At 70.1% G+C, this 25,291-nt stretch carries 24 protein-coding genes and 1 pseudogene; 13 read left to right on the top strand and 12 right to left on the bottom strand.

The window, feature by feature from the left end; genetic code table 11:
* Positions 1-558: 558 nt before the first annotated feature.
* On the bottom strand, positions 559-1,338 hold the full coding sequence (locus WME98_RS37385) for a hypothetical protein (protein WP_437946454.1): 780 nt from the start codon (positions 1,336-1,338) through the stop codon (positions 559-561).
* Here WME98_RS37385 and WME98_RS37380 point away from each other — a divergent pair.
* Positions 1,337-3,220: a metallophosphoesterase family protein gene (locus WME98_RS37380; protein ID WP_437946452.1), complete on the top strand. Its 1,884-nt coding sequence runs from the start codon at positions 1,337-1,339 to the stop codon at positions 3,218-3,220. The two genes, WME98_RS37385 and WME98_RS37380, sit on opposite strands and share 2 nt — an antisense overlap.
* 116 nt (positions 3,221-3,336) lie before the next feature.
* Here the strand turns inward: WME98_RS37380 and WME98_RS37375 are convergent, their stop codons facing one another.
* Entirely contained in the window at positions 3,337-5,700 is a 2,364-nt protein-coding gene (locus tag WME98_RS37375) for a beta-L-arabinofuranosidase domain-containing protein (RefSeq protein WP_437946451.1), read from the bottom strand.
* Between the two features lie 119 nt (positions 5,701-5,819).
* A complete protein-coding gene (locus tag WME98_RS37370) occupies positions 5,820-6,005 on the bottom strand; it encodes a hypothetical protein (RefSeq protein ID WP_437946449.1) in 186 nt (61 codons plus the stop codon).
* A 1,056-nt stretch (positions 6,006-7,061) separates the two neighbouring features.
* Here WME98_RS37370 and WME98_RS37365 point away from each other — a divergent pair.
* Complete coding sequence (locus WME98_RS37365) at positions 7,062-7,412, top strand: hypothetical protein (RefSeq protein ID WP_437946448.1); 351 nt, start codon at positions 7,062-7,064, stop codon at positions 7,410-7,412.
* Here the strand turns inward: WME98_RS37365 and WME98_RS37360 are convergent.
* Positions 7,399-8,292 (bottom strand): LysR family transcriptional regulator, encoded by an 894-nt coding sequence (locus tag WME98_RS37360; RefSeq protein WP_437954063.1) that lies wholly within the window; start codon positions 8,290-8,292, stop codon positions 7,399-7,401. The genes WME98_RS37365 and WME98_RS37360 overlap by 14 nt on opposite strands.
* Positions 8,293-8,395: 103 nt before the next feature.
* Here WME98_RS37360 and WME98_RS37355 point away from each other — a divergent pair, with 103 nt between their 5' ends.
* The 3 genes from WME98_RS37355 to WME98_RS37345 all read left to right on the top strand — a co-directional run bounded on the left by WME98_RS37355 (position 8,396) and on the right by WME98_RS37345 (position 10,516).
* Positions 8,396-9,265: an NmrA/HSCARG family protein gene (locus WME98_RS37355; protein WP_437946446.1), complete on the top strand. Its 870-nt coding sequence runs from the start codon at positions 8,396-8,398 to the stop codon at positions 9,263-9,265.
* A gap of 41 nt (positions 9,266-9,306) precedes the next feature.
* Positions 9,307-9,780, top strand: a complete 474-nt coding sequence (locus tag WME98_RS37350) for an SRPBCC family protein (protein ID WP_061628614.1) — start codon at positions 9,307-9,309, stop codon at positions 9,778-9,780.
* Between the two features lie 67 nt (positions 9,781-9,847).
* The gene (locus tag WME98_RS37345; protein WP_437946444.1) at positions 9,848-10,516 is read left to right on the top strand and encodes an NAD(P)-dependent oxidoreductase; all 669 of its coding nucleotides are present in this window, start codon (positions 9,848-9,850) and stop codon (positions 10,514-10,516) included.
* Between the two features lie 136 nt (positions 10,517-10,652).
* Here the strand turns inward: WME98_RS37345 and WME98_RS37340 are convergent, their stop codons facing one another.
* On the bottom strand, positions 10,653-11,711 hold the full coding sequence (locus WME98_RS37340; protein ID WP_437946443.1) for an SDR family oxidoreductase: 1,059 nt from the start codon (positions 11,709-11,711) through the stop codon (positions 10,653-10,655).
* A 42-nt stretch (positions 11,712-11,753) separates the two neighbouring features.
* Between WME98_RS37340 and WME98_RS37335 the strand changes: the two genes are divergently transcribed.
* Both WME98_RS37335 and WME98_RS37330 read left to right on the top strand, forming a co-directional pair.
* On the top strand, positions 11,754-12,734 hold the full coding sequence (locus WME98_RS37335) for a LysR family transcriptional regulator (protein ID WP_437946442.1): 981 nt from the start codon (positions 11,754-11,756) through the stop codon (positions 12,732-12,734).
* A gap of 478 nt (positions 12,735-13,212) precedes the next feature.
* Entirely contained in the window at positions 13,213-14,742 is a 1,530-nt protein-coding gene (locus WME98_RS37330; protein ID WP_437946441.1) for a PA4780 family RIO1-like protein kinase, read from the top strand.
* Between the two features lie 38 nt (positions 14,743-14,780).
* Here WME98_RS37330 and WME98_RS37325 read toward each other — a convergent pair whose 3' ends face one another.
* Entirely contained in the window at positions 14,781-14,990 is a 210-nt protein-coding gene (locus tag WME98_RS37325; RefSeq protein ID WP_061628608.1) for an AraC family transcriptional regulator, read from the bottom strand.
* Positions 14,987-15,466 (bottom strand): DUF4260 domain-containing protein, encoded by a 480-nt coding sequence (locus WME98_RS37320; RefSeq protein WP_437946440.1) that lies wholly within the window; start codon positions 15,464-15,466, stop codon positions 14,987-14,989. Before WME98_RS37320 ends, WME98_RS37325 begins: the two co-directional genes overlap by 4 nt.
* A 113-nt stretch (positions 15,467-15,579) precedes the next feature.
* Between WME98_RS37320 and WME98_RS37315 the strand changes: the two are divergent.
* Both WME98_RS37315 and WME98_RS37310 read left to right on the top strand, forming a co-directional pair.
* Positions 15,580-16,536 (top strand): annotated as a pseudogene (locus WME98_RS37315) (LysR family transcriptional regulator); the annotation flags it as partial.
* A gap of 116 nt (positions 16,537-16,652) precedes the next feature.
* Positions 16,653-17,249, top strand: coding sequence for a hypothetical protein (locus WME98_RS37310; protein WP_437946439.1), 597 nt, complete (start codon positions 16,653-16,655; stop codon positions 17,247-17,249).
* A 13-nt stretch (positions 17,250-17,262) separates the two neighbouring features.
* Here the strand turns inward: WME98_RS37310 and WME98_RS37305 are convergent, their stop codons facing one another.
* Positions 17,263-17,712, bottom strand: a complete 450-nt coding sequence (locus WME98_RS37305) for a hypothetical protein (protein ID WP_437946438.1) — start codon at positions 17,710-17,712, stop codon at positions 17,263-17,265.
* Between the two features lie 358 nt (positions 17,713-18,070).
* Here WME98_RS37305 and WME98_RS37300 point away from each other — a divergent pair, with 358 nt between their 5' ends.
* Both WME98_RS37300 and WME98_RS37295 read left to right on the top strand, forming a co-directional pair.
* Positions 18,071-19,234 (top strand): integrase core domain-containing protein, encoded by a 1,164-nt coding sequence (locus tag WME98_RS37300; protein ID WP_437946437.1) that lies wholly within the window; start codon positions 18,071-18,073, stop codon positions 19,232-19,234.
* 623 nt (positions 19,235-19,857) lie between these two features.
* On the top strand, positions 19,858-20,814 hold the full coding sequence (locus WME98_RS37295) for an ATPase (RefSeq protein WP_437946435.1): 957 nt from the start codon (positions 19,858-19,860) through the stop codon (positions 20,812-20,814).
* 827 nt (positions 20,815-21,641) lie between these two features.
* Here WME98_RS37295 and WME98_RS37290 read toward each other — a convergent pair.
* The 3 genes from WME98_RS37290 to WME98_RS37280 all read right to left on the bottom strand — a co-directional run bounded on the left by WME98_RS37290 (position 21,642) and on the right by WME98_RS37280 (position 23,689).
* Positions 21,642-22,877 carry a hypothetical protein gene (locus WME98_RS37290; RefSeq protein WP_437946434.1) on the bottom strand — a complete coding sequence of 412 codons (1,236 nt, stop codon included), beginning with the start codon at positions 22,875-22,877 and terminating at the stop codon, positions 21,642-21,644.
* 180 nt (positions 22,878-23,057) lie between these two features.
* Positions 23,058-23,453: a type II toxin-antitoxin system VapC family toxin gene (locus WME98_RS37285; RefSeq protein WP_437946433.1), complete on the bottom strand. Its 396-nt coding sequence runs from the start codon at positions 23,451-23,453 to the stop codon at positions 23,058-23,060.
* Entirely contained in the window at positions 23,450-23,689 is a 240-nt protein-coding gene (locus tag WME98_RS37280; protein ID WP_020734561.1) for a hypothetical protein, read from the bottom strand. The genes WME98_RS37285 and WME98_RS37280 overlap by 4 nt, the downstream gene beginning before the upstream one ends.
* A 362-nt stretch (positions 23,690-24,051) precedes the next feature.
* Between WME98_RS37280 and WME98_RS37275 the strand changes: the two genes are divergently transcribed.
* Positions 24,052-24,357: a hypothetical protein gene (locus tag WME98_RS37275; RefSeq protein ID WP_437946432.1), complete on the top strand. Its 306-nt coding sequence runs from the start codon at positions 24,052-24,054 to the stop codon at positions 24,355-24,357.
* Between the two features lie 138 nt (positions 24,358-24,495).
* Here WME98_RS37275 and WME98_RS37270 read toward each other — a convergent pair whose 3' ends face one another.
* Positions 24,496-24,918, bottom strand: a complete 423-nt coding sequence (locus WME98_RS37270; RefSeq protein WP_437946430.1) for a hypothetical protein — start codon at positions 24,916-24,918, stop codon at positions 24,496-24,498.
* A gap of 71 nt (positions 24,919-24,989) precedes the next feature.
* On the opposite strand from WME98_RS37270, the gene WME98_RS37265 reads away from it, so the two are divergent.
* Positions 24,990-25,193: a hypothetical protein gene (locus WME98_RS37265; RefSeq protein ID WP_437946429.1), complete on the top strand. Its 204-nt coding sequence runs from the start codon at positions 24,990-24,992 to the stop codon at positions 25,191-25,193.
* Positions 25,194-25,291: the final 98 nt, after the last annotated feature.

The following is a 25,291-nucleotide window of genomic DNA, read 5'->3' as shown; positions in this document are numbered from 1 at the left end:
GAAGGGGAATGGGGTCGCGGCCGGACCGCAGCGACCTGGAGGTCGGCCGGGGGGTGGTCCTGACCGGGCGGCGGCGACATGCAGGTCGGCCGGGGCGTGGTCCTGACCAGACGGCGGCGACATGCAGGTCGGCCGGGGGGTGGTCCTGACCAGGCGGCTGCGACATGCAGGTCGGCCGGAGGGTGGTCCTGACCAGACGGCGGCGACATGCAGGTCGGCCGGGCGGTAGTCCAGACCAGGCGGCAGCGACCTGCAGGGGTGGTGCCCTAATTCGCTCCCCGGATCAGAACTCCCGCCAGGGTTCTGCCTCACGAGCGATAGAGAAATAAACGCAAAGGCGCAAAGGCGCAAAGGCGCAAAACTACAAATCTTTTTTTTGCGTCTTTGCGTCTTTGCGCCTTTGCGTTGCACTCTCGCTCCGGATCCCTGGCCGGTGATGCTCCGAGGCGCGCTCGGGGGCGGCGGCCGAGATGGAGGCGAACCGGGATTCCGTCGACTTGCGCGCGCGACGCGGGCGCTCCCCTACACGAGGTCGTCCATCGCGGTGGACATCGGGGCTCACGCGTCCGGTCGTCGGCCGTCGCCGATGTAGAGCGGGTCGTCGTCGGGCCGAAGCTCGATCGGTCGCGGCGGCGCGCGATGGCCGTCCCGCGCATCGTTCGCGTCGAGCGGGCTCGAGACGGCGGCGGCGCCCGCGACGAGCACGGGCTGCCCCACCTCGATGACCGTCTCCCGGTAGCGAACCGCGCCGTGAAAGCCGGCGAAGAACGACGCGCGCTCGTGCCCGTAGCGCTCGCGAAAGGCGTGGACGTGGCCGGCGGCGTCCGGGGGCGGTTCGGCGTCCGCGAGGTCGAAGCGCACGTGGCCGCTCGGTCGGACGAGCGCCTGGCCCGTGCCGTCGTCGAGGGCGAAGTCGGGGGCCCACTCGGCGTCGTCGTCCACGACCCAGACGAAGCCCAGGTTGTTGCGGCCGACGCCGCCCTTGCGCTCCTGCCGCCAGCGCACGACCCGGAAGGCGACGCACGGGCGCCCGCTGAAGGGCGCGACGAGCGGCTCGCCGACGGGCACCGCTCGGCCCCTCGCGGCGGTGAAGCGGGCTGGCCGCAGCTTCGCGATCGCGTCGACGCACGCCCGGCGCAGCCGCTGTCGCTCGGCGCGCCGCAGCGCCCATCGCAGCCCGGCCCCGCCGAGGCCGAGCGTCAGCGCGACCCCCAGCGCGGAGAGGAGCAGGGCTTCCACGAGGGCATGATCGCTCGGATGGCCTCGCCCGGCCAGGGCCACGCCCGTCCGCGCGAGGCGCGCCGACGGGAGCCGCGCCAGGATATAGTCGCCGCCCATGCTCGATCGCCAACAGGTGTTGCTCCAGGCGCGGGCCCGGCTGCACCCGGAGCGCATCGCCCGGCGGGAGGACGCGCTCGCGCGAGCGCGCACGCTGATCGAGGGCTCCCTCGGCAAGCTCGACGAGGCCGGCCTCCGGCGGCTGCTCCAGCTCTTCAACGCCGACCACGTCGACGGCCGCGACGTGAACAACCGCTTCGCCACCGGCCTGATCGGCAACAACGCGAACCTGCTGGCCGCCGCGCTCGACGGCGTCAACGCGGCGGTGCCTTCTTTATGGCGAGCCGACGACGCCTGGCTCGCCGAGCACCTGGCCGAGCTCCGCCGCGGGCGCAGCCTGCCGGGCGGCGGCTGGCTGTTCCCGTCGATGATCTTGCACACCCGCGATCCCATGCGCTTCCCGCCGGCGACCACGACGATGGCGCGGGGGCTCGCCGCGATCGACGGCGGCCCGCCCATCGCGCTCGGCAGGCCGACCGGGTACCTCGAGTACAGCGCACGCGTCCGCAAGCTCCTCGCGGAGCACACGATCTCGCCCCACGGCGCCGACGTGCTGCTCTGGCAAGGGGCCCAGCTCGCCGGAGAAGCCGCGGACTCGGACGCGGGCGAGCTCGAAGAAGCCCCGCCCGCGCCGCCCGCGCCCCCCGCGCCGGAGCCCGCGCGGCCGACCGCCCGACGCGACGCGACGACCGTCGCCCTGGCCCCTCGGGGTCCCGACGCCTCGGCCAAGCTGTCGCGCTCGACCCGCCCTCCCGAGGAGGACGCGAGCGCCCCGCGGCCGGCGCCGTCCACGCCCGCGAGGCCCGCCTCGCTCGGCTGGCTGCACCTCACCGACCTCCACCAGGGCATGGGCGGCACGAGCTGGCTGTGGCCGAACGTCATGACCGCGCTGTTCGACGACCTCGCGCGCCTGCACGACGTGTGCGGCCCGTGGGACCTCGTGCTGTTCACCGGGGACCTGACCCAGTGCGGCACGCGCGACGAGTTCCAGAAGCTCGACGCTACCCTCGACAGGCTGTGGCGGCGCTTCGACCAGCTCGGCTCGCAGCCGCGGCTGATCACCGTGCCCGGCAACCACGACCTGAACCGCCCCAGGGACCTCGACCCGTACGTGCTCGCCCTCTCGCAGTGGCACGCCAATTCGCGCCTGCGCGACCAGGTGTTCGACGCGCAGGACTCCCTCGGCTACCGCGAGCGCCTCGCGCAGATCTTCAGGCCCTACACCGACTGGGTCGATTCCTGCCGGTGGCACGTCCGCGACCGCCGGAGGCTCGGCCTCCTGCCGGGCGACAGCGCGTACTCGCTGTCGCTCCACGGCCTCGAGCTCGGCGTCATCGGCCTCAACTCGGCCTTCCTGCAGCTCACCGGCGGCGACTACCAGGAGCGCCTCGCCGTGGACCCGCGCCAGCTCCACGCCGTTTGCGACGAGTACGCCCCCGAGTGGTTGCAGCGCCACCACATCAACCTGCTGCTCACCCACCACCCGCCCGAGTGGCTCCACCCGCAGGCGCGCCAGGAGTTCCGCCAGGAGGTCGACCCGGCCGGTCGCTTCGCCGCCCACTTCTTCGGCCACATGCACGAGGGCACCGCCACCTCCACCGCCCACGGCGGCGGCCACGCGCGCCACGCCCTGCAGGGCGCCTCCCTCTTCGGTCTCGAGGAGCACGACGGCCCCGGCGGCCGCGCCGTGACCCGCCTCCACGGCTTCAGCGCCGGCCGCTTCGAGCTCCTCCCCGGCGCCGCGCAGGCCCGCGTGCGCGTCTTCCCCCGGCGCATGTTCACGAGCGCAGGCGGGCGGCGGATCGACCGTGACGTCTCCGCCTACCACCTCGATGAGCGCGGCTCGTTCGCCTACGAGGTCCCGACCGCCCGCCGCGCATGACGCCCTTCACGCTGTTGCCGCCGGGCAAGGGCGGCAACAGCGGGGACCAGGAGGGCGAGATGATGTCGGGCTCCGGAGTGGCGAAAGATCACTCGGGCGCAGGCAGATGTGGGGGCTTATCGCGCACCGAAGGTCCGCGACCCCTGCGGCGCCTCACGACGTCTCCCCCGGCGCCACGCGATCAGGCCAAGGCCGAACAGCGCGGCGAATGGCCAGCGTTCCGACGAAGCACGACGGAGCGTGCAGGAGCAACCCGAACTGCCCTGGTCCGTGGTGCCATCATCCGCGCCCCCCGAACCACCGGAGCCGCCCTCGGACGCGCCGCCAGTGGATCCGTTGCTCGTCGCTCCGCCGCCAGTCGCTCCGCCGCCAGTCGCTCCGCTGCTTGTCGCTCCGCTGCCTGTCGCTCCGCTGCTTGTCGCTCCGACGCTTTCCGAAGGCGAGACGCTATCGCACAGTTTGCCAGTTCCAGGAGGGGGCGAGCACTCGCCGTCGTCTGGGATGTTTTCACCCGCCGTCCCAGTGAGGCGGAAGTAGATGCCGTACCTATCTTCGTATCGCTGATAGTGCGGAGTGAACTTCAACGTGTTATTGGAGTCCGTGTTCCGCAGCGTGAACTCCACCGTACCCGGGGTTTGAACCAGGTTGTTCTCGATGTCGGCGATCCACTCGTTGATCGTGATACCGTTGTTGATGCCGATGGTGTCTTTGATGACGACACCAGCGGGGATAGTAGCCTTCGCGGATGCCCACTGGGGCTCCGACAGCATCCTCTCCGTCCCGAGACCGGCGCTCAAGACGACCGGTCCGTAGACGAACGCCACCGCATTGGGGTTGTCGGGGAGTCTCGACACCTTCACCTCCATCGGCAGCGTGAGCTCCACCTTGTCTCCGGGCTTCCAGGCGCGACTTACCGCAAGATAGCCGTTCGCCTCCGTTGCGTCGCATGCCTGACCGTTGACCGTGATCGTCACGGGCTGACACCGAGCAACCCAGGAGGGCTTTCTGAAGTTGATCGTGACCGCATCGTCCGGGGCAGCGGCGATCTCGAAAACCGCCTTGTCGGAAACAGGGAAATTGGAGGTCTGTTTCAACGACAGCCCCCGCGCGGACCAATTCAACGTCGAGCTGAGGAACATGTTGACGTACAGATCCGTGTCGTCATGGAAGTACAAGCTATCATTGAGCTTGGTATAGTTCTCCATGCCGGTTCCGTTGCAACACCAGAACGTGTCCTCCGGTTTGCCGAACAGCTTGAAGTACCCTGTCCCCATCGGCTTGAAGTAGGTCGTCATTCCGTTCGTCGGATTGACGGCAGACATGATCTCGTTGATATGGGTCTGCTCGTAGTAGTCGGCATACTTGACGTCCCCCGTGGCTTTGAAGAGCCCCCTCGCCAGCTTCAGCATGTTGTACGAGTTGCACGTCTCGTTGTTCACGTTGTCCCTTTGCGCGTCCAGCTGCCTGGGTTCGTGAAAATGCTCGAGCTGGCTATTCCCACCGGTGACATACGTGTGATCCCTCAACACGATGGTCCAGAATTTTTCTGCCGCGGTGTAGTAGAAGTTCTCCGTTTGGCCCAGCGTCCGGTAGCGGTTCAGAGCGCCGATGAACTTGGGGATTTGCGTATTGGCGTGCTTGCCTGGCAGGACGTTGTTGCCTTGAGAAATCGGAGTGAAGAGCGTGTCCTCGTCGAAAACGTGGGCTGCCGCCAGGTGGTTGGCCTTGTTCGTCAGCCTGTACAGATCGTACAGGCAGTCGTTCATGCCGCCGTACTCAACGCCCAGGACCTTCCTTCGAAGGTCCGCATTCCAGGTTGAGCTGCGATTGTAGGCCCAGTCCCCCAACCTGCTCGCGATCTCGAGGGCCGTTGCATTTCCCTCGAACTCGTAGACGTCGATGAGGCCCGCGATGATCTTGTGCATCGTGTACCACGGCGCCCAGCTGGAGCCGCTGGCCTTCCCCTCGATGACGTCGAAATGCGTCTCCGGCGACGCGAACAGGTACCCTTTTGGACTCGCGTCTTGGAATGATTTCAACTGGCCGATCGTGTAGTCGATCTTCTGCGCGATGGCGGCGCTCTGCCCCGCGTCGGAGCCACTGAGCTGTTTGTACGCTCGCGCCATGGCGGACAGATAGTGGCCTATCGTGTGCCCGCGCAGAAGGCTCCAGCCGCCCTCCCACCCGCCGTAGAGATTGAGACCCGTCGCATTCCCAGGGTCCTTTCCTTGCGACACCGCCTTGAAGCCCGCCAGAAGCCGGTTGGGGTCGAGGCTCATGATGTACGCGATCTCTTTCGAAGAGATGTTCTGGTAGTACGCGTCGGTCACGCTCACCTCGTCCAGCGCGAACTCCTGCAGCTTCTCGACGGGGTCCGCGGCGGACGCCGCCCCTGGAGCGAGAGCTCCAAGCAGAAGCGAAACAGTCAACGCGGCGGCGCCCGAGAGCGAGCGCCGGGTCTGCAGGATTCTCTTACTCATGACAGTTCCCTTCAGATCTCGAATGCGTTGTATCTAGGATATTCGAGACGAGACTACGCCGCGCCAAACAGCGACGAAGCCCCCTCTCTATTCGCTTGTCGACCGTCGCACCATCGCGCTCAAGCACTGCCCAGACCGCTCTTCGAGGTTGGTAAATTGACCATGTGATCGATGCCGATGGGCCGCATGCTGACGAGGAACGCCGCGCCGCGGGCGAAGGACATGCCCGCGAGCGTCACCAGGAGCGGGGGCAGAGAAAACCGATGGATCAGGTGCCCCGTCATCGCGCCGAACGAGACAGACACCGCGAGGCGTTGTGACCCGGCCACGTGGCCAGCACCGCCGCATCTTTGAGGGAATCATCTCCGGTGAACAGCAATCGATATTTCACGACAGCCGCCGAACAAGCGCGGCATGCCGTGTTCTCTGGTGGAGCCCCCTCGGCCCGATGCCCATCCCCATCGTTCAGCGACCGCTGCCGCGACGACCGAGCGAACAGAGTTGGTGCGAAAAAAATCGATCAGACGACGAAGGCCTCGGTACGCGTGGCGACCCGAGCAATGCGCGGCAACAAGGACACCCGTGGACGGCAATGTGAACGTTAACATTACGGCTGTCAATTCCAATCGACAGGTTTGTAAGTATCTCGATCCCGCTGGATCACGGGGCTGGCGGGCTCCTCCGCAGCGCCGCGGCAGGAGGGGCGGGCGCCTTGCCGCGATCGTCGCCGGACCGGCCGACGAACTGGAAGCCCATCAGCGCATCGGCGGCTGGCGCGCGACGCGACGCGTCGCGACCGCATCGCCAGCGTACGACCGCGCCGCCGCGCGCCGGTGACGGCGCCGCTGCAGCGCCTGCATGACCGCAGCCCGATGCCCGCCATCTTGACGCGTCGCGCCGAAAATTAACGCGACGCTCTCGGAGGAGACCCGTCTGCCATGGGGGCGCGAGGGCGCCCGTTCCGAATTGACATTCGATTTGTTAACGTTAACATTTCGCTCCGAGGCGCGCCGCTTCAGCGCGGTTCGGGACCAGGGTCGTCATGCTGGGGCACGAGCAGCGGGAGGCCCGACGGAGCCCGTTTTTTACGTTTTCCTATCAGCGGGGAGCGGGTGGAGGCGTTCACGAAGGCGGGGGCGCAAAGTATGGTTGGCTCCTGTCGCGCGCGAGGGCGGCGCAGCGACCCCCGCACCACGCGGTAGCTCCCCTCACCCCGCAGCCCGCACGCGACCTCCGCCGGCGCCACCTCCCCGGCGAGCAGCCGTCGGTACGCCTCCACCACCCGCCGCGGTCTCGCAGGCGACCTCGAGCGCCGTCTGGATGAGCGTTCGCTTCGCTTCGCCGCCCACTTCTTCGGCCACATGCACGAGGGCACCGCCACCTCCACCGCCCACGGCGGCGGCCACGCGCGCCACGCCCTGCAGGGCGCCTCCCTCTTCGGTCTCGAGGAGCACGACGGCCCCGGCGGCCGCGCCGTGACCCGCCTCCACGGCTTCAGCGCCGGCCGCTTCGAGCTCCTCCCCGGCGCCGCGCAGGCCCGCGTGCGCGTCTTTCCCAGGCGCATGCTCACGAGCGCCGGCGGCCGCAGGATCGACCGTGACGTCTCCGCCTACCGCCTCGAGGAGCGCGGCTCGTTCGCCTACGAGGTCCCGGCCGCCCGCCGCACACGACGCCTCGCCCGCGGCGGGATTGGCCGCCTCATGCGCCGATAAAGGCCGCCAGCTCGTCAGGCTTTCCCATGGGAAAGGCCTCCTTCAAATGGTCGAGGAAGGCGGAGACACGAGCGCTCAGCAGCCGCCGTGACGGGTAGAGCGTCCACAGGACGATGTCTGGGCCGTCCACATCGCCCCAATGCACAAGAGTCCCAGCGGCCAGATCGTGACTTACGAGTGAAATTGGGAGGCGTCCGGCGCCGACGCCCGCTCGGACAGCATCGCGGACCATGATGAGCGACGACAGGCGCAGGACTGGATCGACCACGATGCGTGATCTTCCCGCTGGCGCCATGACGTCCCAGGCCGCGGTCCGGTCGCCTGCCCCCCGCACGACCGCCGGAACAGCGAGGTTGTCCGCCGGTCGAGCGAGGCCCGGGCTCGCGACGACGACCAGCCGATCGCGCATCAAGATCCGTCCGACGAGGCTCTCATCCGGATCCGGATTGACCCGGATCACCAGGTCATAACCTTCCTCGACCATGTCGACGGTCCGATCTTCCGTCGTGACCTCGAGCCGGACCTCCGGATATTTCAGCGCGAACCCGGCCGCGATCTTGCCCATCGCGATCTGCGAGAAGAGCAGAGGCGCGCTGATTCGCAGCTTGCCTCGCGGCCGGCCCCCACCCGAGGCGATCGCCGCCGCGGTCTCGTCGAGCTCGGTGAGCAACGCCCCCGTTCGCTCGAAGAGCGCCCGTCCTTCCTCGGTGAGCTTCAGTGTGCGCCCCCCGCGCTCGAAGAGCCGCAGGTCGAGGGCGGCCTCCAGCTCCGCGACCCGGCGGGACAGGGTCGCTTTCGGGCGCCCCGCGGCGCGCGCGGCTCGTCCGAAGCCCCCGTGCCGGGCGACGAGGCTGAAATCAGCGAGAGCGAGCAAATCCATGCGTTCCACCAGCGAGACGGTCTGTCCCAAGGTAACGTCTATCGGCATGGCTGTGAACCACTAATTTGCAGGGTGTCTTTCGACCCAAACCGGAGCGATCCCCATGACCATCCTCGTTACCGGCGCGACCGGCACAGTCGGCCGCCACGTCGTCGAACAGCTCGCGAAGCGCGGCGCCGGCGTGCGCGCGCTCGTCCGCGATCCCGCCAAGGCCAACTTCCCGGCGGGCGTCGCGGTCGCGCAGGGCGACCTGCTCGACGTCGACGCGCTGCGGAGCGCCTTCTCGGGCGTCTCCACGCTCTTCCTGCTCAACGCCGTGGTGCCTGACGAATTCACCCAGGCCCTGATCGCGCTCAACCTCGCCCGCGAGGCCGGCGTCGAGCGGATCGTCTACCTATCGGTGATCCACAGCGACCGCTACGTGAACGTGCCGCACTTCGCGGGCAAGTTCGCCGTCGAGCGCATGATCGAGCAGATGGGCCTCCGCGCCACCATCCTGCGCCCCGCGTACTTCATGAACAACGATCTCACGATCAAGGACGTGGTGACCGGAGTCGGTGTCTACCCGATGCCGATCGGCGGCAAGGGGCTCGCCATGATCGACGCGCGCGACATCGGCGAGATCGCGGCCATCGAGCTGATCCGCCGCGAGCGGGCCGCCGCCCCGCTTCCCCTCGACCGGATCAACCTCGTCGGGCCCGACACGCTGACCGGCGCGGATGTCGCGGCCATCTGGACGGAGGTCCTGGGGCGCCCGATCGCCTATCCTGGCGATGACACCGCCGGGTTCGAGCAGAGCCTCCGGCGGTTCATGCCGAGCTGGATGGCCTTCGACATGCGCCTGATGAGCGAGCGCTTCCTCAGCGAGGGCATGCTCCCCGAGGCCGGCGACGTGGCGCGTCTCACCACGCTCCTGGGGCGCCCCCTGCGCTCCTACCGCGACTTCGCCGCCGAGATCGCGACCTCGGGCTGACGGCCGAGCGAACCTCGACACGCACGACAAGGAACATCCTCATGATCTATTCGACCGCCACCGTCCCCGTGAACCCCGAAGGCGAGACCGCGCTGACCCGCGCGCAGGCATGGGAGGGCCTGGTCCTCAAGGCCCGCGACGCCCGCCTGTTCCTCCCGCCCGGCCTCTGCACCCGTTGCGACGTCGTCGAGGAGAGCGCTTCTCACATCGTGCGTGAGGCCACGATCGCGGGCGAAGACCTGCGCGAGATCATCACGTTCGAGCCGCAGAGCAAGGTCACCTTCTTCCAGGCCACCGGTCCCCGCGAGGGCGCGATCATCAACGAGCTGTTCGAGGACGCCGACGGCGCGCTCCAGCTCCGCTTCTACTGCTACCTCGGCCTGCGCGGCAAAGCGCCGAACGGCCCCGAGGAGCAGGCCGAGCAGGCGTGGATGAACGGCGACAAGGGCTACAAGAGCGCCTTGCTGTCGACGCTGAAGCGCACCCGCGAGCTGCTCGCGGAGGGCCGGCTCTGATCACCACGAGGGACATGAACGACGGGACCGCCTCTCAGGAGGCGTCCCGCTCTCCGAGGTAGCTACCATGCAAGACTCCGTGACCGACGACACCCGGACTGCCCAACCGAAGATACTGGTCCTTGGCGCGACCGGCGCCACCGGCCGCCTGATCGTCAGCCAGGCCGTGGCGCGAGGGTACGATGTCACCGTGCTCGTGCGTTCTGCCGAGAGGGCGAGCGACCTCAAGGGGGCGAAGCTCATCGTCGGAGACGCCCGCGACGAGAGGGTCCTTCGCCAAGCGCTCAAAGGCCGGGACGCCGTGGTCAGCGCGCTCGGCACGCCCGCCAGCCCCTTCCGCGAGGTGACCCTCCTGTCGTCCGCGACGCGCGCGCTCGTGAGCGCCATGAAGAGCGAGCAAGTCTCACGCCTGGTCTGCATCACAGGGATCGGCGCCGGAGACAGCGCTGGGCACGGCGGCTTTCTCTTCGACAACCTGATTTTCCCGCTCCTCTTGCGCAAGGTGTACGCCGACAAGGACCGGCAGGAGGCTATCGTCAGAGACAGCGGGCTCGACTGGGTTCTCGTTCGCCCCTCCGTCCTCAACGACAAGCAAGGCCGCAACACGATCCGCGCGCTCACGGATCTCTCGAGCTTCCACGGCGGAACCATATCGCGAGGAGATGTCGCGGGCTTCGTCTTGGACCAGGTGCGCGACGACACCTGGGTGCATCGTTCCCCGTTGATCACCTGGTGAGAGCAGCTCAGCGCGATCAGGCCTGTGGTTCGGCGCTCGGCGTCGTGCGTCGGCCTCCTGTGCGGCCCGCCGGCCCTCCTGGACGAGCCCCGGCCGCGGCGTCGTCTCGCGCGCCCTTTGCGGTTGCTGCGCGACTCTATCTCCCGGGTGCGGCGCCGAAGCGCGTCGCCGCGAGGTAGTCGCACCAGCGCTCGACGCTCGTCCAGATCGGCGGCATCGCCAGCCCGATCGCGCGGGCGTGGGCGTCGGCCGCGCGGGTGTCATAGGCATCCTCGGCGAGGAACGACAGGCTCTCTCGCGGCACGCCGGTGAGCGCCTCCGGCAGCAGGCGTACCAGGCCGACGGGCAGCACCCACCTCGGGGGGCGGCGCTCCAGGTGGGCGGCGATGCCGCGGACCAGCGCGGGCAGCCGCGGCGTCGCCTGATCGAGGACGCAGAGGTCCTGTTCCGCGGTCTCGGGGCGCTCGGGCACGCTCGCCAGGAAGCGCGCCAGGTAGTCGACGGTCACCAGCGGCAGGAAGGTGCGCTCGCTGCCGACGAGGGCCGGCAAGCGGCCCTGCCAGAGCCGCTCGATGGTCTCGCCGAGTCCGGTGAGCTGCGTTGTCTCGCCGGTGCGCGAGTCGCCGATGACGCTGCTCGGATGCACGGCCGTCCAGCGCAGCCCGCGCTCGGCCGCGAAGCGGCGCACGGCGAGATTCGACTCGTGCTTCGACGCCTCGTAGGCGCCGAGCCGGCGGTAGAGCCGGCCCCGTGCGCGCTCGGTCAGCGCGCTCTCCGCGCCCGGCCGGGTGCTCGCGTGCACCATGCGGTAGCCGCCGAGATAGACGAAGCGCCGCAGGCGGGGCCGCGAGAGCGCCCACCCGGCCGCGTGCAGCGAGCCCTCGACATTGCAGCGCCGCGCCTCCTGCGCGCCGAGCCCGAAGGCGAAGCGCGCCGCCAGGTGATAGACATCGCGCACCTGCTCGAAGCGGTCCGAAAGGCCGAGCGACGCCTCTTCCACATCGCCCTCGACCACCAGGAGCCGCCGCGAATCGCCGCCGTGCGCGTCGACGAACGCGGCGAGCGCTGCGGCCCGCTGCCGCGCGCGGCGTACCGGCGCCGCCACGACCTTCGTCCGGGTCAGCTCGGCCAGCAGCCAGCGCCCGATGAACCCCGTACCCCCCGTCACCAGAACCTCGACGTCGCTCACGTTCATAGGCCGCCCAGCATGCGTCGCTGGACCCATGATGAAAATTGGATGTATCTCATACCAGGCATGAGCGAGATCGATGTCCGCAGCATCAACCTGAACCTCCTTCCCGCCCTCGAGGCGCTGCTCATCGAGGGCAGCGTCAGCGCTGCGGCGCGTCGCGCCCACGTCAGCCAGTCGGCGATGAGCCACTCCCTGGCGCGCCTGCGCGAGCTCTTCGGCGATCCCCTGCTCACCCCCCTCGGCCGCGGCCTCGCCCCCACGCCGCGCGCCCTCCAGCTCCGGGCGGCCCTGCCCGCCGCCTTCGAGCATCTCCGCCGCGCCCTCGCTTCCCCCGAGCCCTTCGATCCGCGCACCTCGGCGTGCACCTTCCATATCGCCACCGTCGACCACTTCGAGCTCACGACCCTCCCGGATGTGCTCGACCACCTGGGCAAACACGCCCCCTTCGTACGCCTGGAGATCGAGCGCTTCTCCCCCGATACCGTCCCCGCGCTGGTCCTCGGCGACGTCGATCTGGCCCTGATCGGCGCCTCCCAGCCCGTGCCCGCCGCTGGCCTCCGCCGCGCGCCGTTCTACGAGGAGCCCTTCGCCGTCGTGGTCCGCAAAGGCCACCCGGCGATCGCGCGCCGCCTCGACCTCGAGACCTACGTCTCCCTCGGCCACGTCCTCGTCAGCGTCGAGGGCCGCCGCGACGGCGCCGTCGACCGCGCCCTGGCCCGCCTCGGCGAGACCAGGCGCGTGGCCCTGCGCGTGCCTCATTTCATGGCCGCGCCCCTCGCCGTTCGCAGCTCCGATCTCATCTGCACGATCGCGAGCAGCGTCGCCCAGCGCGCCCGCGAGCTCTTCGGACTGCGGGTCTTCGCGCCCCCCTTCGAGCTGCCCGCCGCGCAGGTCGTGGCCCTGTGGTCGCAGCGCCACGACGACGACCCGGCGCAGCGCTGGTTCCGGGACCTCTTCTTCTCGGGCCGTGCCCTCTCGCCGCACCTGCGGGCCCTGGTCCGCCGGGGCGCGGGGGAGTCCGGCTGACGGTCGGGCGCTACCTGCCCGGCGGCACGGAGGACGGTCGCGACGGCGAGCCCACCCCGACGCCGAACCCCAGCAACTACGGACGGCGAGGACGCGGGGACGGGGCCGACGTGGGCTGCACGGAAGGAAGCTACGGGAGCTACGGCGCGCGAGGCACCGTCGGCGCCCCCGGCCAGGTTATCGGGCGCATCGGCGAAGCCGGCTGGGAAACGGACCGGGGCGGCGACGGCGGCTGGGGCACGCCGGGCCAGCGCGGCGGCGGAGGCGGCGAGGGGGGCGAGAAGCCGGTCACGACGGGCAGGGGGACGTTCGCGCGTGCCACGGGCGGCGAGATTGCGCTCCAGCGTGTCCTTCGCCGGGACCTTCAGGCGGGCGACGCGCAGCCGCCGAAGCGTGGGCTACGGTTGCAGCGCACCATCTTTTGCGGCAAGAGGAGGCCGGAGATTTTTCCTCCCACGAAACGAAGACACACGAGAACATGCAAATTCCGAGCAACCTCACGTCGCTGGTCGACGAAGGGCTCATCGACGAGGTTGTGCGGCCGCTGATGAGCGGAAAGGAAGCGGTGGTCTTCCTCGTCCGGTCGGGCGGCGAGCTGCGCGTCGCGAAGGTCTACAAAGAAGCGCAGAACCGCAGCTTCAAGAACCGCGCGGCGTACACCGAGGGCCGCAAGGTGCGCAACAGCCGCGACCAGCGCGCGATGGACAAACGCTCGCGCCACGGCCGGGCTCAGGACGAAGCCGCCTGGCGCTCGACCGAGGTCGACATGATCTACCGCCTGCGCGACGCAGGCGTCCGCGTGCCGACGCCGTACCACGCGATCGACGGCGTGCTCCTGATGGAGTTGGTCACCGACGCCGACGGCAGCCCCGCGCCTCGCCTCGCCGAGACGAGCCTCGACCGAGATCAGGCCACGTGGGTCTACCATCGCCTGATCGGCGAGGTCACGCGGATGTTGTGCGCCGGCGTCGTGCACGGCGATCTGTCGGACTTCAACGTGCTCATGAGCGCCGACGGGCCAGTGATCATCGACTTCCCCCAGTCGGTGGACGCCGCGAAGAACCAGAACGCCAAGCAGCTCCTGCTCCGTGACGTCGACAACCTCCATCGCTTCCTCACGCGCTTCGTGCCCGAGCAACGGCGAGCCGCGTATGGTGAGGAGATGTGGGAGCTCTACGCCAGCGGCGCGCTTACCCCTGAGACCCGATTGACCGGCCGCCATCGGGTCTCCGAGCGAAGGGTGGATACCCGCGCCGTGCTCGACCTCATCGGCGACGCGAACTACGACGAGCGCAAGCGCCGCGAGCGTCAGGGCCTCAGCATGCGGGGAGCGCCGAAGACCACCCCATCGCCCGCGCCCGCCCCCGAGGCGCCCACGACCGAGGGGCGAACGACCGATCCGCGGGACCGACCGCGGCAGGCGGAGAGGCCGGCTGCGCATGCCGGGAATGGGGGCGGGCCAAGGCCGCGGCAGCACGGACCAGGGCGAAGGCCGCAAAACGCCGGGCCTGACAAGAGGCCGCAGCACGCGGGCAACGCGCCTGCCCAAAGACCACCGCAGCACCCATCAGGACAACCGCCGGTGCAGTACGAGGCGAGGCAGCGACCACAGCGGCATCGGCCAGACCATCGGCCGGCCCAGCATGCGACGGCGCAACGGCCTGCGCAGCACGAGGCGCCGCACAGGCCGCAGCAGCACGAGGCGCCGCGCAGGCCGCAGCAGCACGAGGCGCCGCGCAGGCCGCAGCAGCACGAGGCGCCGCGCAGGCCGCAGCAGCACGAGGCGCCGCGCAGGCCGCAGCAGCACGAGGCGCCGCACAGGCCGCAGCAGCACGAGGCGCCGCACAGGCCGCAGCAGCACGAAGCGCCGCACAGGCCTCAACAGCACCAGGCGATGCAAGGGCCGCCGCAGCAAGGGGAGGCTCAGGCGGCGTCGCGGCCACGCCGCCGTGTCGTCATCTCGGTGAGCACCAGCGATCGGCGTTCGGGCACGCGCCGGAACCCCTGATAGGCCCCGCGTGGGGTCGCCCGCGGCGGGTCCGCGCGTCACCGCGTCTCAGCGTGCTGGGCGCGCACGGCGGTGAGGTGATCGCGGAGCTGGGGATAGGCGGAGCGGCAGCTCGCCGGCCCTCCTGTGCAGTCCGTCGACCTTCCTGCGAGCTCGGCGAACGCTTTCGGGCCGACCCCGACCGCGTCGCGAAACACGCGGCGGAGGTGGCGCTCGCTCACGCCGAGATCGTCGCCGATGGCATTCACGTGGCTCGACTCAAAGAGCGCTTCGAGCCCACGCGGCCGAGGTGCGTGTCGCCGAACGCCGTCCCGTACTTGAGCCCATAGCCCAGCATCCGATCGAAGCCGATGTGCCCGACCCAGATCGCCGCGCCGAGCAGCAGCGCCGGCGCACCAAGGGCGACCGACGCGACCGCGAGCAGCGCCGGGGCCAGATGGCTGTGCCCCGCGTTGTAGACCGCCGCGCCCACGCGCGGGCCCGCGAGGTAGCCGAGCAGCGACAGGTCGGGCAGGAGGAACAGCGCCGCGAACCATCCCCAGCTCCCGCCCAGGTGCTCGTAGGCGAGCAGCGCTGCTCCGAGCACGAGCGCGCCCTCGAGGCGCAGGAGCGCGCGCGGCATGCCCTTGGCCCCGCCCGCCGAGACCTCGCAGGTGGGCTGCGGCGCGGGGCGGCGGGTCGAGGGAGCAAGGTCGAGCGCAGGGAGCGTCGCGGCGGTGGTCATGGTCGTCCTCCTCGTCGTGGGTACCGGCGCGGGCGCCGGCGACGTGGAGAGCATGGTCGCCGCGGGCGCTCATGAACATTGTACAAATGTGTCCATCCGCTCATCATCTTTTGATGAGCCCAGCCGAGCCCTCGTGGGACCTCTACGGTGCCTTCCTCGCCGTCATGCGCACCGGCAGCCTCTCCGCCGCCGCGCGTGCCCTCGGCGTCGCGCAGCCCACCGTGCGCCGCCAGATCGAGCAGCTCGAGGCGCAGCTCGGCGTCGTGCTCTTCACCCGCGCGCCGAACGGCCTGGTGCCGACCGAGCTCGCGCTGGCCACGCTGCCCTACGCCGAGTCCATCGCCGCGAGCGCGCGCGCCCTCGTGCGCGCCGTGTCGAGCCCCGCCGATGGCGACCGCGGCACCGTGCGCGTCACGTGCAGCGAGGTCGTTGGCGCCGAGGTGCTTCCCCCGATGCTCGCCGCGCTCCGCGTTGCTCATCCGCGCCTTCAGATCGAGCTCGTCGCCACGAATCGCACCGAGGATCTCCTGCGCCGCGACGCCGACGTCGCCGTGCGCATGGCGGAGCCGACGCAGGCCGGCCTGGTGAGGCGCTGCGCCGGGCGCGTCGAGCTCGGCCTCTTCGCCACCAAGGCGTACCTCGCCGCGCGCGCTGCCCCGACGTCGCTCGCGGGGCTCGTGCCGGACCACGCCCTCATCGGCGCCGACCGCTCGCGCGCCATCATCGACGGGCTCGCCGCCGCCGGGCTCGTCACCACGCCGCGCGATTATGCGTTCCGCAGCGACAGCGACATCGCGAAGCTCGCCGCGGTACGCGCCGGCCTCGGCATCGGGGTGTGCCAGCTCCCGCTCAGCCGGCGGCCGGTGCCGCTCGTGCGCGTGCTGCCCACGCTCGCCTTCCACCTGGACGTCTGGGTCGTCATGCACGAGGATCTGCGCGCCGTGCGCCGCGTCCGCCTCGTCTTCGAGCACCTCGTCGCGCAGCTCGGTGCCTACGCGACCCAGGCAGGCGAAACACGGCCGGTGGCGGCGAAGGCCCGGGCGCCGGGCGCGCGGGGAAGGCGCAGCGCGGGGTCTCGCAGGCGCGCGTCAGCGCGAGCGTCGCGGCTAGCTCGGGCTCGAAGGCGTCACGCTGCTCGAAGCAAGCTGCAGACTGCGTGGTGCACTGCGCGCAGCACCCGATACCGGTGAAGGCCAGCTCCTGCCCTTCCGGACAGGCGCTGGGGCACTCGACGTCGGCGCACGGATCGATCGGCACCGGCGGCGGCTGGGGTTGCAACGGCGGATCGACGCACACCGGGCAGCAAGCACCTGCCGCCGAGCGCGGCTCCTGGCCGTCCGGGCACGCGAGCGGGGCGCATTGGCGCAAGTCGCACCCGTCGCTGACGGGCGAAAGCTCGGCTTCGCACGCCAGGGTCGAGTACGGACTGCCACCTTTGCGGCTGACAAAGCAGCTCAGTTTGTACGTGTCCTCGGCGTCCGCCTGCTTTTTCGCACTGCATTCGCGCTCGATGCCGTCTGCCTCCTCGGCCCGCAGGGTGAACCCCGAGCTCAAGCCATTGCTGCTGTGCCCCGAGCGAGGCAAGCCCGTCTGGTCCCCGCTCACGCTGACCGAGCACGACGCATCCCCCAGCTCGATGGTGACGACGCCAGCAGGACCACAATCGCCGGTCACGTTGACGGTGATGCTCTCGGCGTCGTTCAGAACGCACGTCGGAATGTCCCCGCCGTGCGCCACCAGCGAGGCGCCCGTCGCGATCAGCGCCACCAGCTCGAGCTTCTGAGCTACCCACCTCTTCATCGTTTTCTCCCCTGATTGTTCGACCACCAGCACGCGAGCAGCGCCATCGGCAACGCGAGCAGGTCGGTCGGATCCACGCGATTGGCTGGTGACCGCAGCGCCACGAGCGAGCCGAGCGCGGCGCAAAAGCCGTCGAGCACGGCCGACGCCGCTGCGTTCGTCTTCACCAGCGTGAATACCAGCGCCGTCGTGACGGCCCCGAGCGCCACCCGCCGCGCTCGCGACCAGCGCGTGACGCGAGCGAGCAGCGCCGCCACGAACAGCGGCAAGAAGAAGCAGGCGGCAAGATCGCTGAGCTTGCCGGCGAGCACGACCGGCGCCCGCCCCTTGAGCCAGAAGTTATTGAGCGTGAACAGCGCGACGGCCGCCAGCGGCGCCCACGCCAAGAACTCGGGCGCGCGCCGCCCTTCCTGAAGGGTCCCTTCCATGTCGACCTCGGTTCCCACCCTGGCAAGCGTCGCTCGCGAGCCTGGCAAGCTTGGGACCAGCGGACTTTCCGCGAAATTTTCGGTGCGCGGCCTCCGATACGGCCTGACAGCTGCGCCCTACCTGTGTGAACTCGCCACCGGTGACGGTGAGGTGTGCCTGCGGCCCCGAATCGCCCCGGCTCGCGCGCGTCGCCCCCTGCCCGAAGGCGCCCCGCCCGCCGTCTCGCTCGCCTATCGGACGATATAGCGCTACCGCGGCACGCGGTACGGACCGGTGACCTGGGTAACGGTTCAGACCGGGAGCCTGGGTAGCACCCGGACGGACCGGGAGCCTGGGTGACACATGTCGTAGAGGGTCGGCGACGGAGGATCGCTGGTGCCCTGGAAAGAGACATGTTCAGTGGACGAGAGGCTTCAGTTCATCGCGCAGGTCAACGAGTCGGACGAGACGTTCGCGGAGCTGTGCCGACGGTTCGGCATCAGCCGGAAGACGGGGTACAAGTGGGTGGAGCGCTACGAGCAATCCGGACCTCGTGGTCTGGAGGAGCGGCGGCCCGTGGCGCACACGTTCCCGCATGCGACGCCAGCGGCGATCGTCGACGCGCTGGTCGAGCTGCGGAAGGTGCGACCCACCTGGGGTCCGAAGAAGCTGCGCGCCCGGCTGGAGAGCATGGGCCTTGAGGGGCTGCCGGCGACGAGCACCATCGGCGAGCTGCTCAAGAAACACGGGCTGATCCGGCCCCGGCGGCGCCGCGTGGTGATGCCGACGTCAGCGATGCCGTCGACGCTGGCTCCAGCGGAGCAGCCTAATGACACATGGTGCGTCGATTTCAAGGGGCACTTTGCGCTTGGCGACAAGACCCGGTGCCACCCGCTGACGTTGACGGACCAGGCGTCGCGGTACTTGCTCAAGTGCGAGGGCGTAGCGAAGCCGGACGAGGCCTCGGTGCGGCCGCACTTCGAGCGCGCGTTCCGCGAGTTCGGGCTGCCGAACCGTATCCGCTCGGACAACGGCCCGCCGTTCGCCACGCTGGGCATCGGAGGGCTCTCGGCGCTGTCGGTGAGCTGGATCAAGCTCGGCGTGGCTCCCGAGCGCATCGAGCCCGGCAAGCCGCAGCAGAACGGCCGTCACGAGCGCATGCACAAGACGCTGAAGGCGGAGGCGACATCGCCGCCCGGAGCCACGCTCGCGGCGCAGCAGCGCGTCTTCGACCGCTTCCGGCACGAGTACAATGACCAGCGGCCCCACGAGGCGCTCGGCCAGAGGACGCCGGCTTCGCGCTACACGCCGTCGCGGCGGACGATGCCGAGCAAGCCCTCCTCGCCGGAGTATCCGGACACGATGGCCGTGCGACGCGTGGGGGACATGGGACGGCTGCAGTTCGGTGGCGCGAACACCTTCGTCTCCAAGCTGATCGCCAACGAGCCCGTGGGGCTGCTTCCGATCGCCGACGACGTCTGGGAGCTGTACTACGGGCCGGTTCTGCTCGCGCAGGTCACCTTGAAGAACAAGGAGCTGCAGCTCGCCAAGGCACGGTGACCTGCGCGCACTCACGCCGGAACGTGAGGAGAGGCTCGCGTGTACCGAGACCGCGGGAAGCGGTTCGTGTATAGATCCTGGCGGTCCGAGAGAGCGCGGTGAGCGTGTCGCGTCGACGAGGATCCGGCCTCTGTTTCCAGTCCTCCCGGAGCAGCGGCCCGTAGCTCTAAGGAAGTGTCACCGCGGCTCCCGGTCAGAAGTGTTACCAGGGCTCCGCTCGTACAGTGTCCTGCACTACAATGGCCTCAATCCTGCGCGGCCCTCGCGACCCTCCTGCGCGCCCCCGTTGGGGTCCTTCGTCATCCTCGTCGAGCTCCTGCGCAGGCCCGATGGGTCTCCTGCGCAGCCCCGGCGTCGTCTCGCGCGCCTTTTGTGGTTGCTGCGCAACTCTTTTTCTTTCGTGCACCACCTCCGCGGCCCGCTGCCCGCGGCGCCGGGCACGCCGCCCCCCTCGATTCGATGCGTGGCACACCGCCTCTCCCAGCCTCGGCCCGAGCGCCTTCTCCGCGGCGCGACCGACTCGTGCTCTCCGCTGGCCAATGCCTCGTTCGCCGATACCCTCGCCGATCTTCCAGCCCCTCATTCCGGGGGGCGCTGCCCCGACAAGGAGGCGTATTTTTACCATGGCAAAGGCATCCACCACCACGTCGCCCAGGACCGACAAGGCCGCAACGAAGCGCGCGTCGCGCGAGACGCGGGGCGCGCCTCGCGCCTCGACGGGCGCAGCAGCGTACACGCTGAGCGCCGCCCGCGAGGCCGAGCTCCTACGAGAGGCCGAGTCGCTGGGCGACAACACCATGATTTTCCCCGGCAAGCTCGCCCGGCGCGTCATCTGGTCGAGCCGCATCCAGCTCGCCGCCGAGCGCGACGCGGCCGATCTCGTCCGCACCCCCTTCCCCGAGGACGAGCCCGCGCTGACACGCGAGGAGATCCGCGCGCTCCGCGACAGGATCGAGCTCCTGCGCGTCACGCAATCGCGCTGGCAAGCCGTGCAGCAGCGCCAGGAGCAGGCCGTCGCGATGTTCAAGGGGCCGGCCGCCGAGGCCGCCCTGCACCGGCAAACGCTCCTCCGCTTCTTCGATCTCCGCTTCAAGAACAGCCCCGAGGGGCAAAAGCGGCTCATGGCGATCCGCGCGGGCAGCGGCGACGCGGATCTGGTCCAGGACGTCTCCGACCTGCTCTTGCTCTGCTCCGAGCACGCGGAGGCCCTTCGCAAGGCGCCTCGCGGCGAGGCCGACGCGGCGGCCCGCCTCCGCGCGCTCTCGCCCGAGCTCGCGCGCATGCTCGCCGACAAGACGTTCTCTCCCGAGGCGCAGCGCGCGCGCAAGCTCCGCGACGCCGCGTACACGCTCGTCATGCACGCCGAGCGGCGGCTGCGCGCCGCCGCGGAGTACTGGTATGCCGGCACCGACAGGATAAAGGATTACGCGCCCTTCCCCGTCTCCCGCGGCGCCGCGTCCACCGGAGAGGAAGAGGAGGAAGGCGAGGCCGCCGCGGAGAACGGCGCGCCGGAAGGCGACGCGTCGGAAGGGGGCGCGACGGACGGCGACGCGCCGGACGAGGACGAAGACGAGGGGTGATCGCCCCAGGCCGCGGCGGGCGCGTCAAGGAGGGGGGCGCCTCGCGCGTCGCGAGGGGTCGAGGCTCCCAGCCAGCGCGCCGGCCCGGCCGGGCGCCACGCGGGGGAGCCTCGGGCGGGGCCGGCGGCTGCGGTGGCCGAGGCGGCAAGCGGGGCGAGAACGGCTCCCCGAGCGTCGGCATCGTCGCGCTGCACGCCAGGGTGACCGTCCGCGCGGCGCCGGTCACCTATTCCCATCAGGGGCCTGGCTGCGGCGCGGCCTGGCACGTGCCGGCCACGCACGCGAGCTGCGGCGGTGGCGGGCACGGGGCGCACTGGACGTGCCGGCACGCGGGGGGGAGACGGGCGTTGAGCTCACGGAAGAAGGCGCCGCTGCCGTCGTAGACCATCAGGTCGGACGCACTCGCGACCGCCCTTGACGAGACAAGGTCTGGAGGAGCGTCTCGGCCGCCGCAAACGCTCGGTCGGGCGACCACACGGAGTAGGACCGGCCCGCCCGGAGCGCAGGCGGCTCCTCCGCCTCCGCCAGCTCCTGTGCGAGGAACTGGATCAGCTTGAGCTTGTCAGCACGCGGCAAAGACTAAATATCCGAGAGCAACTCCACGAGCGACATGACGCGTCACCTCACTTGGTTCTCAGCGATGAACTCGTCGCCCAGCCCGGGGCGCCTCTCGTGGTCCGCCACGCACGGCGATGCGGCCTCCAGGTCGATGGCCCGCCGCACCGGCGCCAGGCTGCAGCTTGGCGCATGGACGCCGAGGGCGTCGCGGCGAGCAGCCCAAGGATGATGAGGAAAGATCACAGAACGCTGGGGCGCTCGGCGGATCGTCACGGCCCCGTCACGAGACCCGAGATGTGGATCTGTACGAGCGGACCACTCGCCTCGTCGTAGACCACCACACTCGAGCCTCCGATCTCGCGTCGGATGATCACGTCCTGAAACACCATCGGCCCTTCTCCGAGCTGCAGCAGCGCGCCCGTCGCCTCCAGCGCGTGATGCCGGTGGGGAGAGAAAGGCTGCACCGTGTACCCCGCGGGCACCGGTGGATACGAGCCGATGAGCGTCGCCGTCCCGGTCGCGTCGATCTGCCAGAGCTCGACTGCCCCGCTCTCCTGGCCCGTGGCGAGCGCGACGCGGAACGAGTCCGGCGCGAGCGCGCGCACGGCGAGCAGCGGAGCGTTCGGCAGGCCGACGATCGGCACCGAGCTCGCGTTGGCGAGATCGACGACGCGGTGCTGAGTGAGCGCGAGGTTCGAGTAGCCGAGGTGGACGAGCATGTCCTCCTCGTCGCCGTACACCATGACGCCGTTCGAGTCGTACCAGTGCCTGTTCGCGTCGCCGGAGCAGCTGTGAATCCACGATCCCCCGGGCCCCACCTTGATGTCCTCGATCCAATCGTTGGGGACGCATGGTGCCGTCGGCAGGACGAGGTCGTTCGCGTCCGAGCCGTTGAGGTACGTGCCCACGTAGGGACATGCGTCGCACACGAACTCGCGAACCGATCCTGCGAGCACGTAGAGCAGCTTGCCGCTGTCCTGGAGGCGCGCGCTGAACTCATCGTAGGCGCCAATGAACCCGACGGCGGCCGTGTTCGGGTCGCTCCAGTGGGCCATGGCGTCACGACCGCTGGAGCCCGGCTGGACCGTCCCCAGCAGGTAGACCTCCGCAGGATCGAACACATCGCTGATGTTGCCCGGACCGCCGCCGCCGGCGCTGACCCCACCTCCCGCCCCGCCGCTTCCGCTGCTCGCGTTCGTCGAGGTCGAGCCGCCGCCCGCGCCAGCCGACGTCGAGCCGCCGCCCGAGCCGGCCGACGTCGAGCCGCCGCCCGCGCCAGCCGACGTCGAGCCGCCGCCCGCGCCAGCCGACGTCGAGCCGCCGCCCGCGCCAGCCGACGTCGAGCCGCCGCCCGCGCCGGCCGACGTCGAGCCGCCGCCCGCGCCAGCCGACGTCGAGCCGCCGCCTGAGCCGGCCTGGGCGCTCGACGTGGAGCCGCCGCCGGGATCCAGGACGAGGACCTCGGACCCGCAGGCGCCCAACGTGAATGTGCCGAGGATGAGCATCGAGGCGCGCGTGCCAACGCGCCGATGCCGAGGAGCTCCATCTCCTCGCGGATCCGGGCCGACGTCGTCGCGACCACGGTCGTCTCGCCCGGAGGCCGTCGGGTGCAGTGCCCCTGCCGGGCGGAGTCTCGATGGAATGACACCATATATCGATCGACGCATACCTTGATCCCAGCACGATCATGCATCTGCCCAGATCACACGGACATCGTAGGGCGCCATGAGCCGATCGGCGGTGACGAGCTGTATGTCCTCGACCTGGGCCTGCGCGACCAAGATCCGGTCAAATGGATCCTTGTGATGCGGGGGAAGTCCGGCGACCTGGAGGGTGTGCCGTTGCTCGATGGGCAGGGAAAGGTGACCGAGGGCGGCCATGCGAGAAGGAATGTATTCGGCAGGCGGGATGGGAAGGGAGAGCTTTCCGAGCGCGTGCTTGATGACGATTTCCCATGCTGTCGCAGCCGAGATGTAGACGTCAGCACCTTCTGCGACGAGCATCTCCACGACGTCGCGCCTGATCCTCTCGGGGTCGGCGACGAGCCAGAGCCAGCAGTGTGTGTCGAGCAGCAACCTCATGTCTCACCATCGAACGCTCGCTGTAGGTCCTCCGGCAGCGGCGCGTCGAAGTCATCGGCGATCTGGACCGTACCTCGATCCATGCCAAGCGCTGCCCGCTTGTCGCGTGGCGCAGCCTTTTGCGGAGAGGAGATGAGGACGATCACCTCCGCCGGGCCTTCTGGGAGGTCTGCGGGCACCTGCAGCTCTACCCGACGGTCTGCAGGGATGACGATGGGGATCTTGGCGGCTCGCACGATGCTTCCTCCTACTCCGTTACCGGCGATCTCAGTCTAGCGTCAGAGCTCCCCGGCGTCACGAGCGATGCCCGAGGCGGGCCGGCCGGTGCGCGCGGCCCCGACGGACATGTCCTACAGGCGCCGGCTCGACCCGGCGCGATGCGCCGGAACCTGCGCCTGAGAGACCGTATCCCGGTCTTTACAAGCGCAATGCCCCAGTTCACCTGCGGGACCTTTGGCCTCCAGGCGCGCCGAACGTACCCGCCGGGCGCGGAACCCGCCAGGCGAGAAACCTGATGCGTGACGCCCGTCAGGTGCGACGCCACGTTAGCGAGCAGGCGCGTCGGACTGGACCGCATCCTCCGGAAACACCTCCTCCTGTGCGCGCGTCGCGCGAGACACGGGGCGCGCCTCGCTCCTCGACGGGCGCAGCAGCGTACACGCTGAGCGCCGCCCGCGAGGCCGAGCTCCTGCGAGAGGCCGAGTCGCTGGGCGACAACACCATGATTTTCCCCGGCAAGCTCGCCCGGCGCGTCATCTGGTCGAGCCGCATCCAGCTCGCCGCCGAGCGCGACGCGGCCGATCTCGTCCGCACCCCGGGTCCGGCGGCTGCGGTGGCCGACGCGGCAAGCGGGCGAGAACAACTCCCCGAGCGTCGGCATCGTCGCGCTGCACGCCAAGGGTGACCGTGCGCGACAGCGAGATCGAGACGTCCGACGGCGACCCGGGCGGCGACGGCGGCGAGCCCCAGCGAGGCGGACGAGGCGTAGCCGCCCAGCCAAGGGCATCGTGACCGTCCGCGCGGCGCCGGTCACCTATTCCCATCAGGGGCCTGGCTGCGGCGCGGCCTGGCACGTGCCGGCCACGCACGCGAGCTGCGGCGGTGGCGGGCACGGGGCGCACTGGAGGTTCCGGCACGCGGGGGGGCTACGGGCGTTGAGCTCACGGAAGAAGGCTCCGCTGCCGTCGTAGACCATCAGGTTGGACGCACTCGCGACCGCCCTCGACGAGATCGTGCCGCAAGAGCAGCAGCGGTCGGCCGCGGCCACGATCACGCAGTCCGACGCGGCAGCGCAGGTCGCCGGGCCGGGCGGCAGGGGCGCCCCCGTCGGCCCGCCGGCGACGGTCGCCGTCGATGCCGCAGTCGGCGTCACGGCGGCTTCGGGCGGCTGCTCCGCGCCCCGCGGGGGCCCACCCGGACGGTGTGCGTCGCCGCACGCGGCCAGCAGCGCGGCGACGGCGATCACGAGACGACCAGCTCCTCGACCCAAGCTCGTATGCATTCCGGGGGAACGGTCGACCTGCCTGCCCCCTTACAGTGCTTCCCTGCGGCTACGGCGGCCCGGGGCGCGGGGGCGATTCGATCGGCATCGCCTGCCTCGACGAGGACCGGCTTACGGCCCTGGGTGTCACCTTCACGCTGGGGCCGCCGGGCAAGGGCGGCGTCGGCTGGGACGAGCAGGGCAAGATGATCAGCGGCGAGGATGGCGTCGCTATGGAGACGCTGCGGTTTCCTGAATAGCTGGATTGGAGCTCGTTCAGCGAACCGCGGCGTAGTGGCCGGCGCGTCCACAGGCCCAGGGGGCAGCGGCCCGCCGCTACAACCGCGGGTGCAGAGTC

The organism is Sorangium sp. So ce296, assembly GCF_051529605.1.
Classification (GTDB): Bacteria; Myxococcota_A; Polyangia; order Polyangiales; family Polyangiaceae; genus Sorangium; species Sorangium cellulosum_D.
The sequence above is the reverse complement of the archived record's forward strand: the minus strand, read 5'-3'. Positions and strand labels throughout refer to the sequence as shown.

What these genes read in the sequence shown, in the direction of transcription:
- WME98_RS37360 (WP_437954063.1), bottom strand. Translation starts at nt 8,292, where the DNA reads ATGGATTTGCTCGCTCTCGCTGATTTCAGCCTCGTCGCCCGGCACGGG.
- WME98_RS37365 (WP_437946448.1), top strand. Translation starts at nt 7,062, where the DNA reads ATGCACGAGGGCACCGCCACCTCCACCGCCCACGGCGGCGGCCACGCG.
- WME98_RS37350 (WP_061628614.1), top strand. Translation starts at nt 9,307, where the DNA reads ATGATCTATTCGACCGCCACCGTCCCCGTGAACCCCGAAGGCGAGACC.
- WME98_RS37285 (WP_437946433.1), bottom strand. Translation starts at nt 23,453, where the DNA reads ATGAGGTTGCTGCTCGACACACACTGCTGGCTCTGGCTCGTCGCCGAC.
- WME98_RS37295 (WP_437946435.1), top strand. Translation starts at nt 19,858, where the DNA reads ATGGCAAAGGCATCCACCACCACGTCGCCCAGGACCGACAAGGCCGCA.
- WME98_RS37335 (WP_437946442.1), top strand. Translation starts at nt 11,754, where the DNA reads ATGTATCTCATACCAGGCATGAGCGAGATCGATGTCCGCAGCATCAAC.
- WME98_RS37375 (WP_437946451.1), bottom strand. Translation starts at nt 5,700, where the DNA reads ATGAGTAAGAGAATCCTGCAGACCCGGCGCTCGCTCTCGGGCGCCGCC.
- WME98_RS37330 (WP_437946441.1), top strand. Translation starts at nt 13,213, where the DNA reads ATGCAAATTCCGAGCAACCTCACGTCGCTGGTCGACGAAGGGCTCATC.
- WME98_RS37355 (WP_437946446.1), top strand. Translation starts at nt 8,396, where the DNA reads ATGACCATCCTCGTTACCGGCGCGACCGGCACAGTCGGCCGCCACGTC.
- WME98_RS37380 (WP_437946452.1), top strand. Translation starts at nt 1,337, where the DNA reads ATGCTCGATCGCCAACAGGTGTTGCTCCAGGCGCGGGCCCGGCTGCAC.
- WME98_RS37290 (WP_437946434.1), bottom strand. Translation starts at nt 22,877, where the DNA reads ATGCTCATCCTCGGCACATTCACGTTGGGCGCCTGCGGGTCCGAGGTC.
- WME98_RS37320 (WP_437946440.1), bottom strand. Translation starts at nt 15,466, where the DNA reads ATGACCACCGCCGCGACGCTCCCTGCGCTCGACCTTGCTCCCTCGACC.
- WME98_RS37385 (WP_437946454.1), bottom strand. Translation starts at nt 1,338, where the DNA reads ATGGGCGGCGACTATATCCTGGCGCGGCTCCCGTCGGCGCGCCTCGCG.
- WME98_RS37345 (WP_437946444.1), top strand. Translation starts at nt 9,848, where the DNA reads ATGCAAGACTCCGTGACCGACGACACCCGGACTGCCCAACCGAAGATA.
- WME98_RS37340 (WP_437946443.1), bottom strand. Translation starts at nt 11,711, where the DNA reads ATGAACGTGAGCGACGTCGAGGTTCTGGTGACGGGGGGTACGGGGTTC.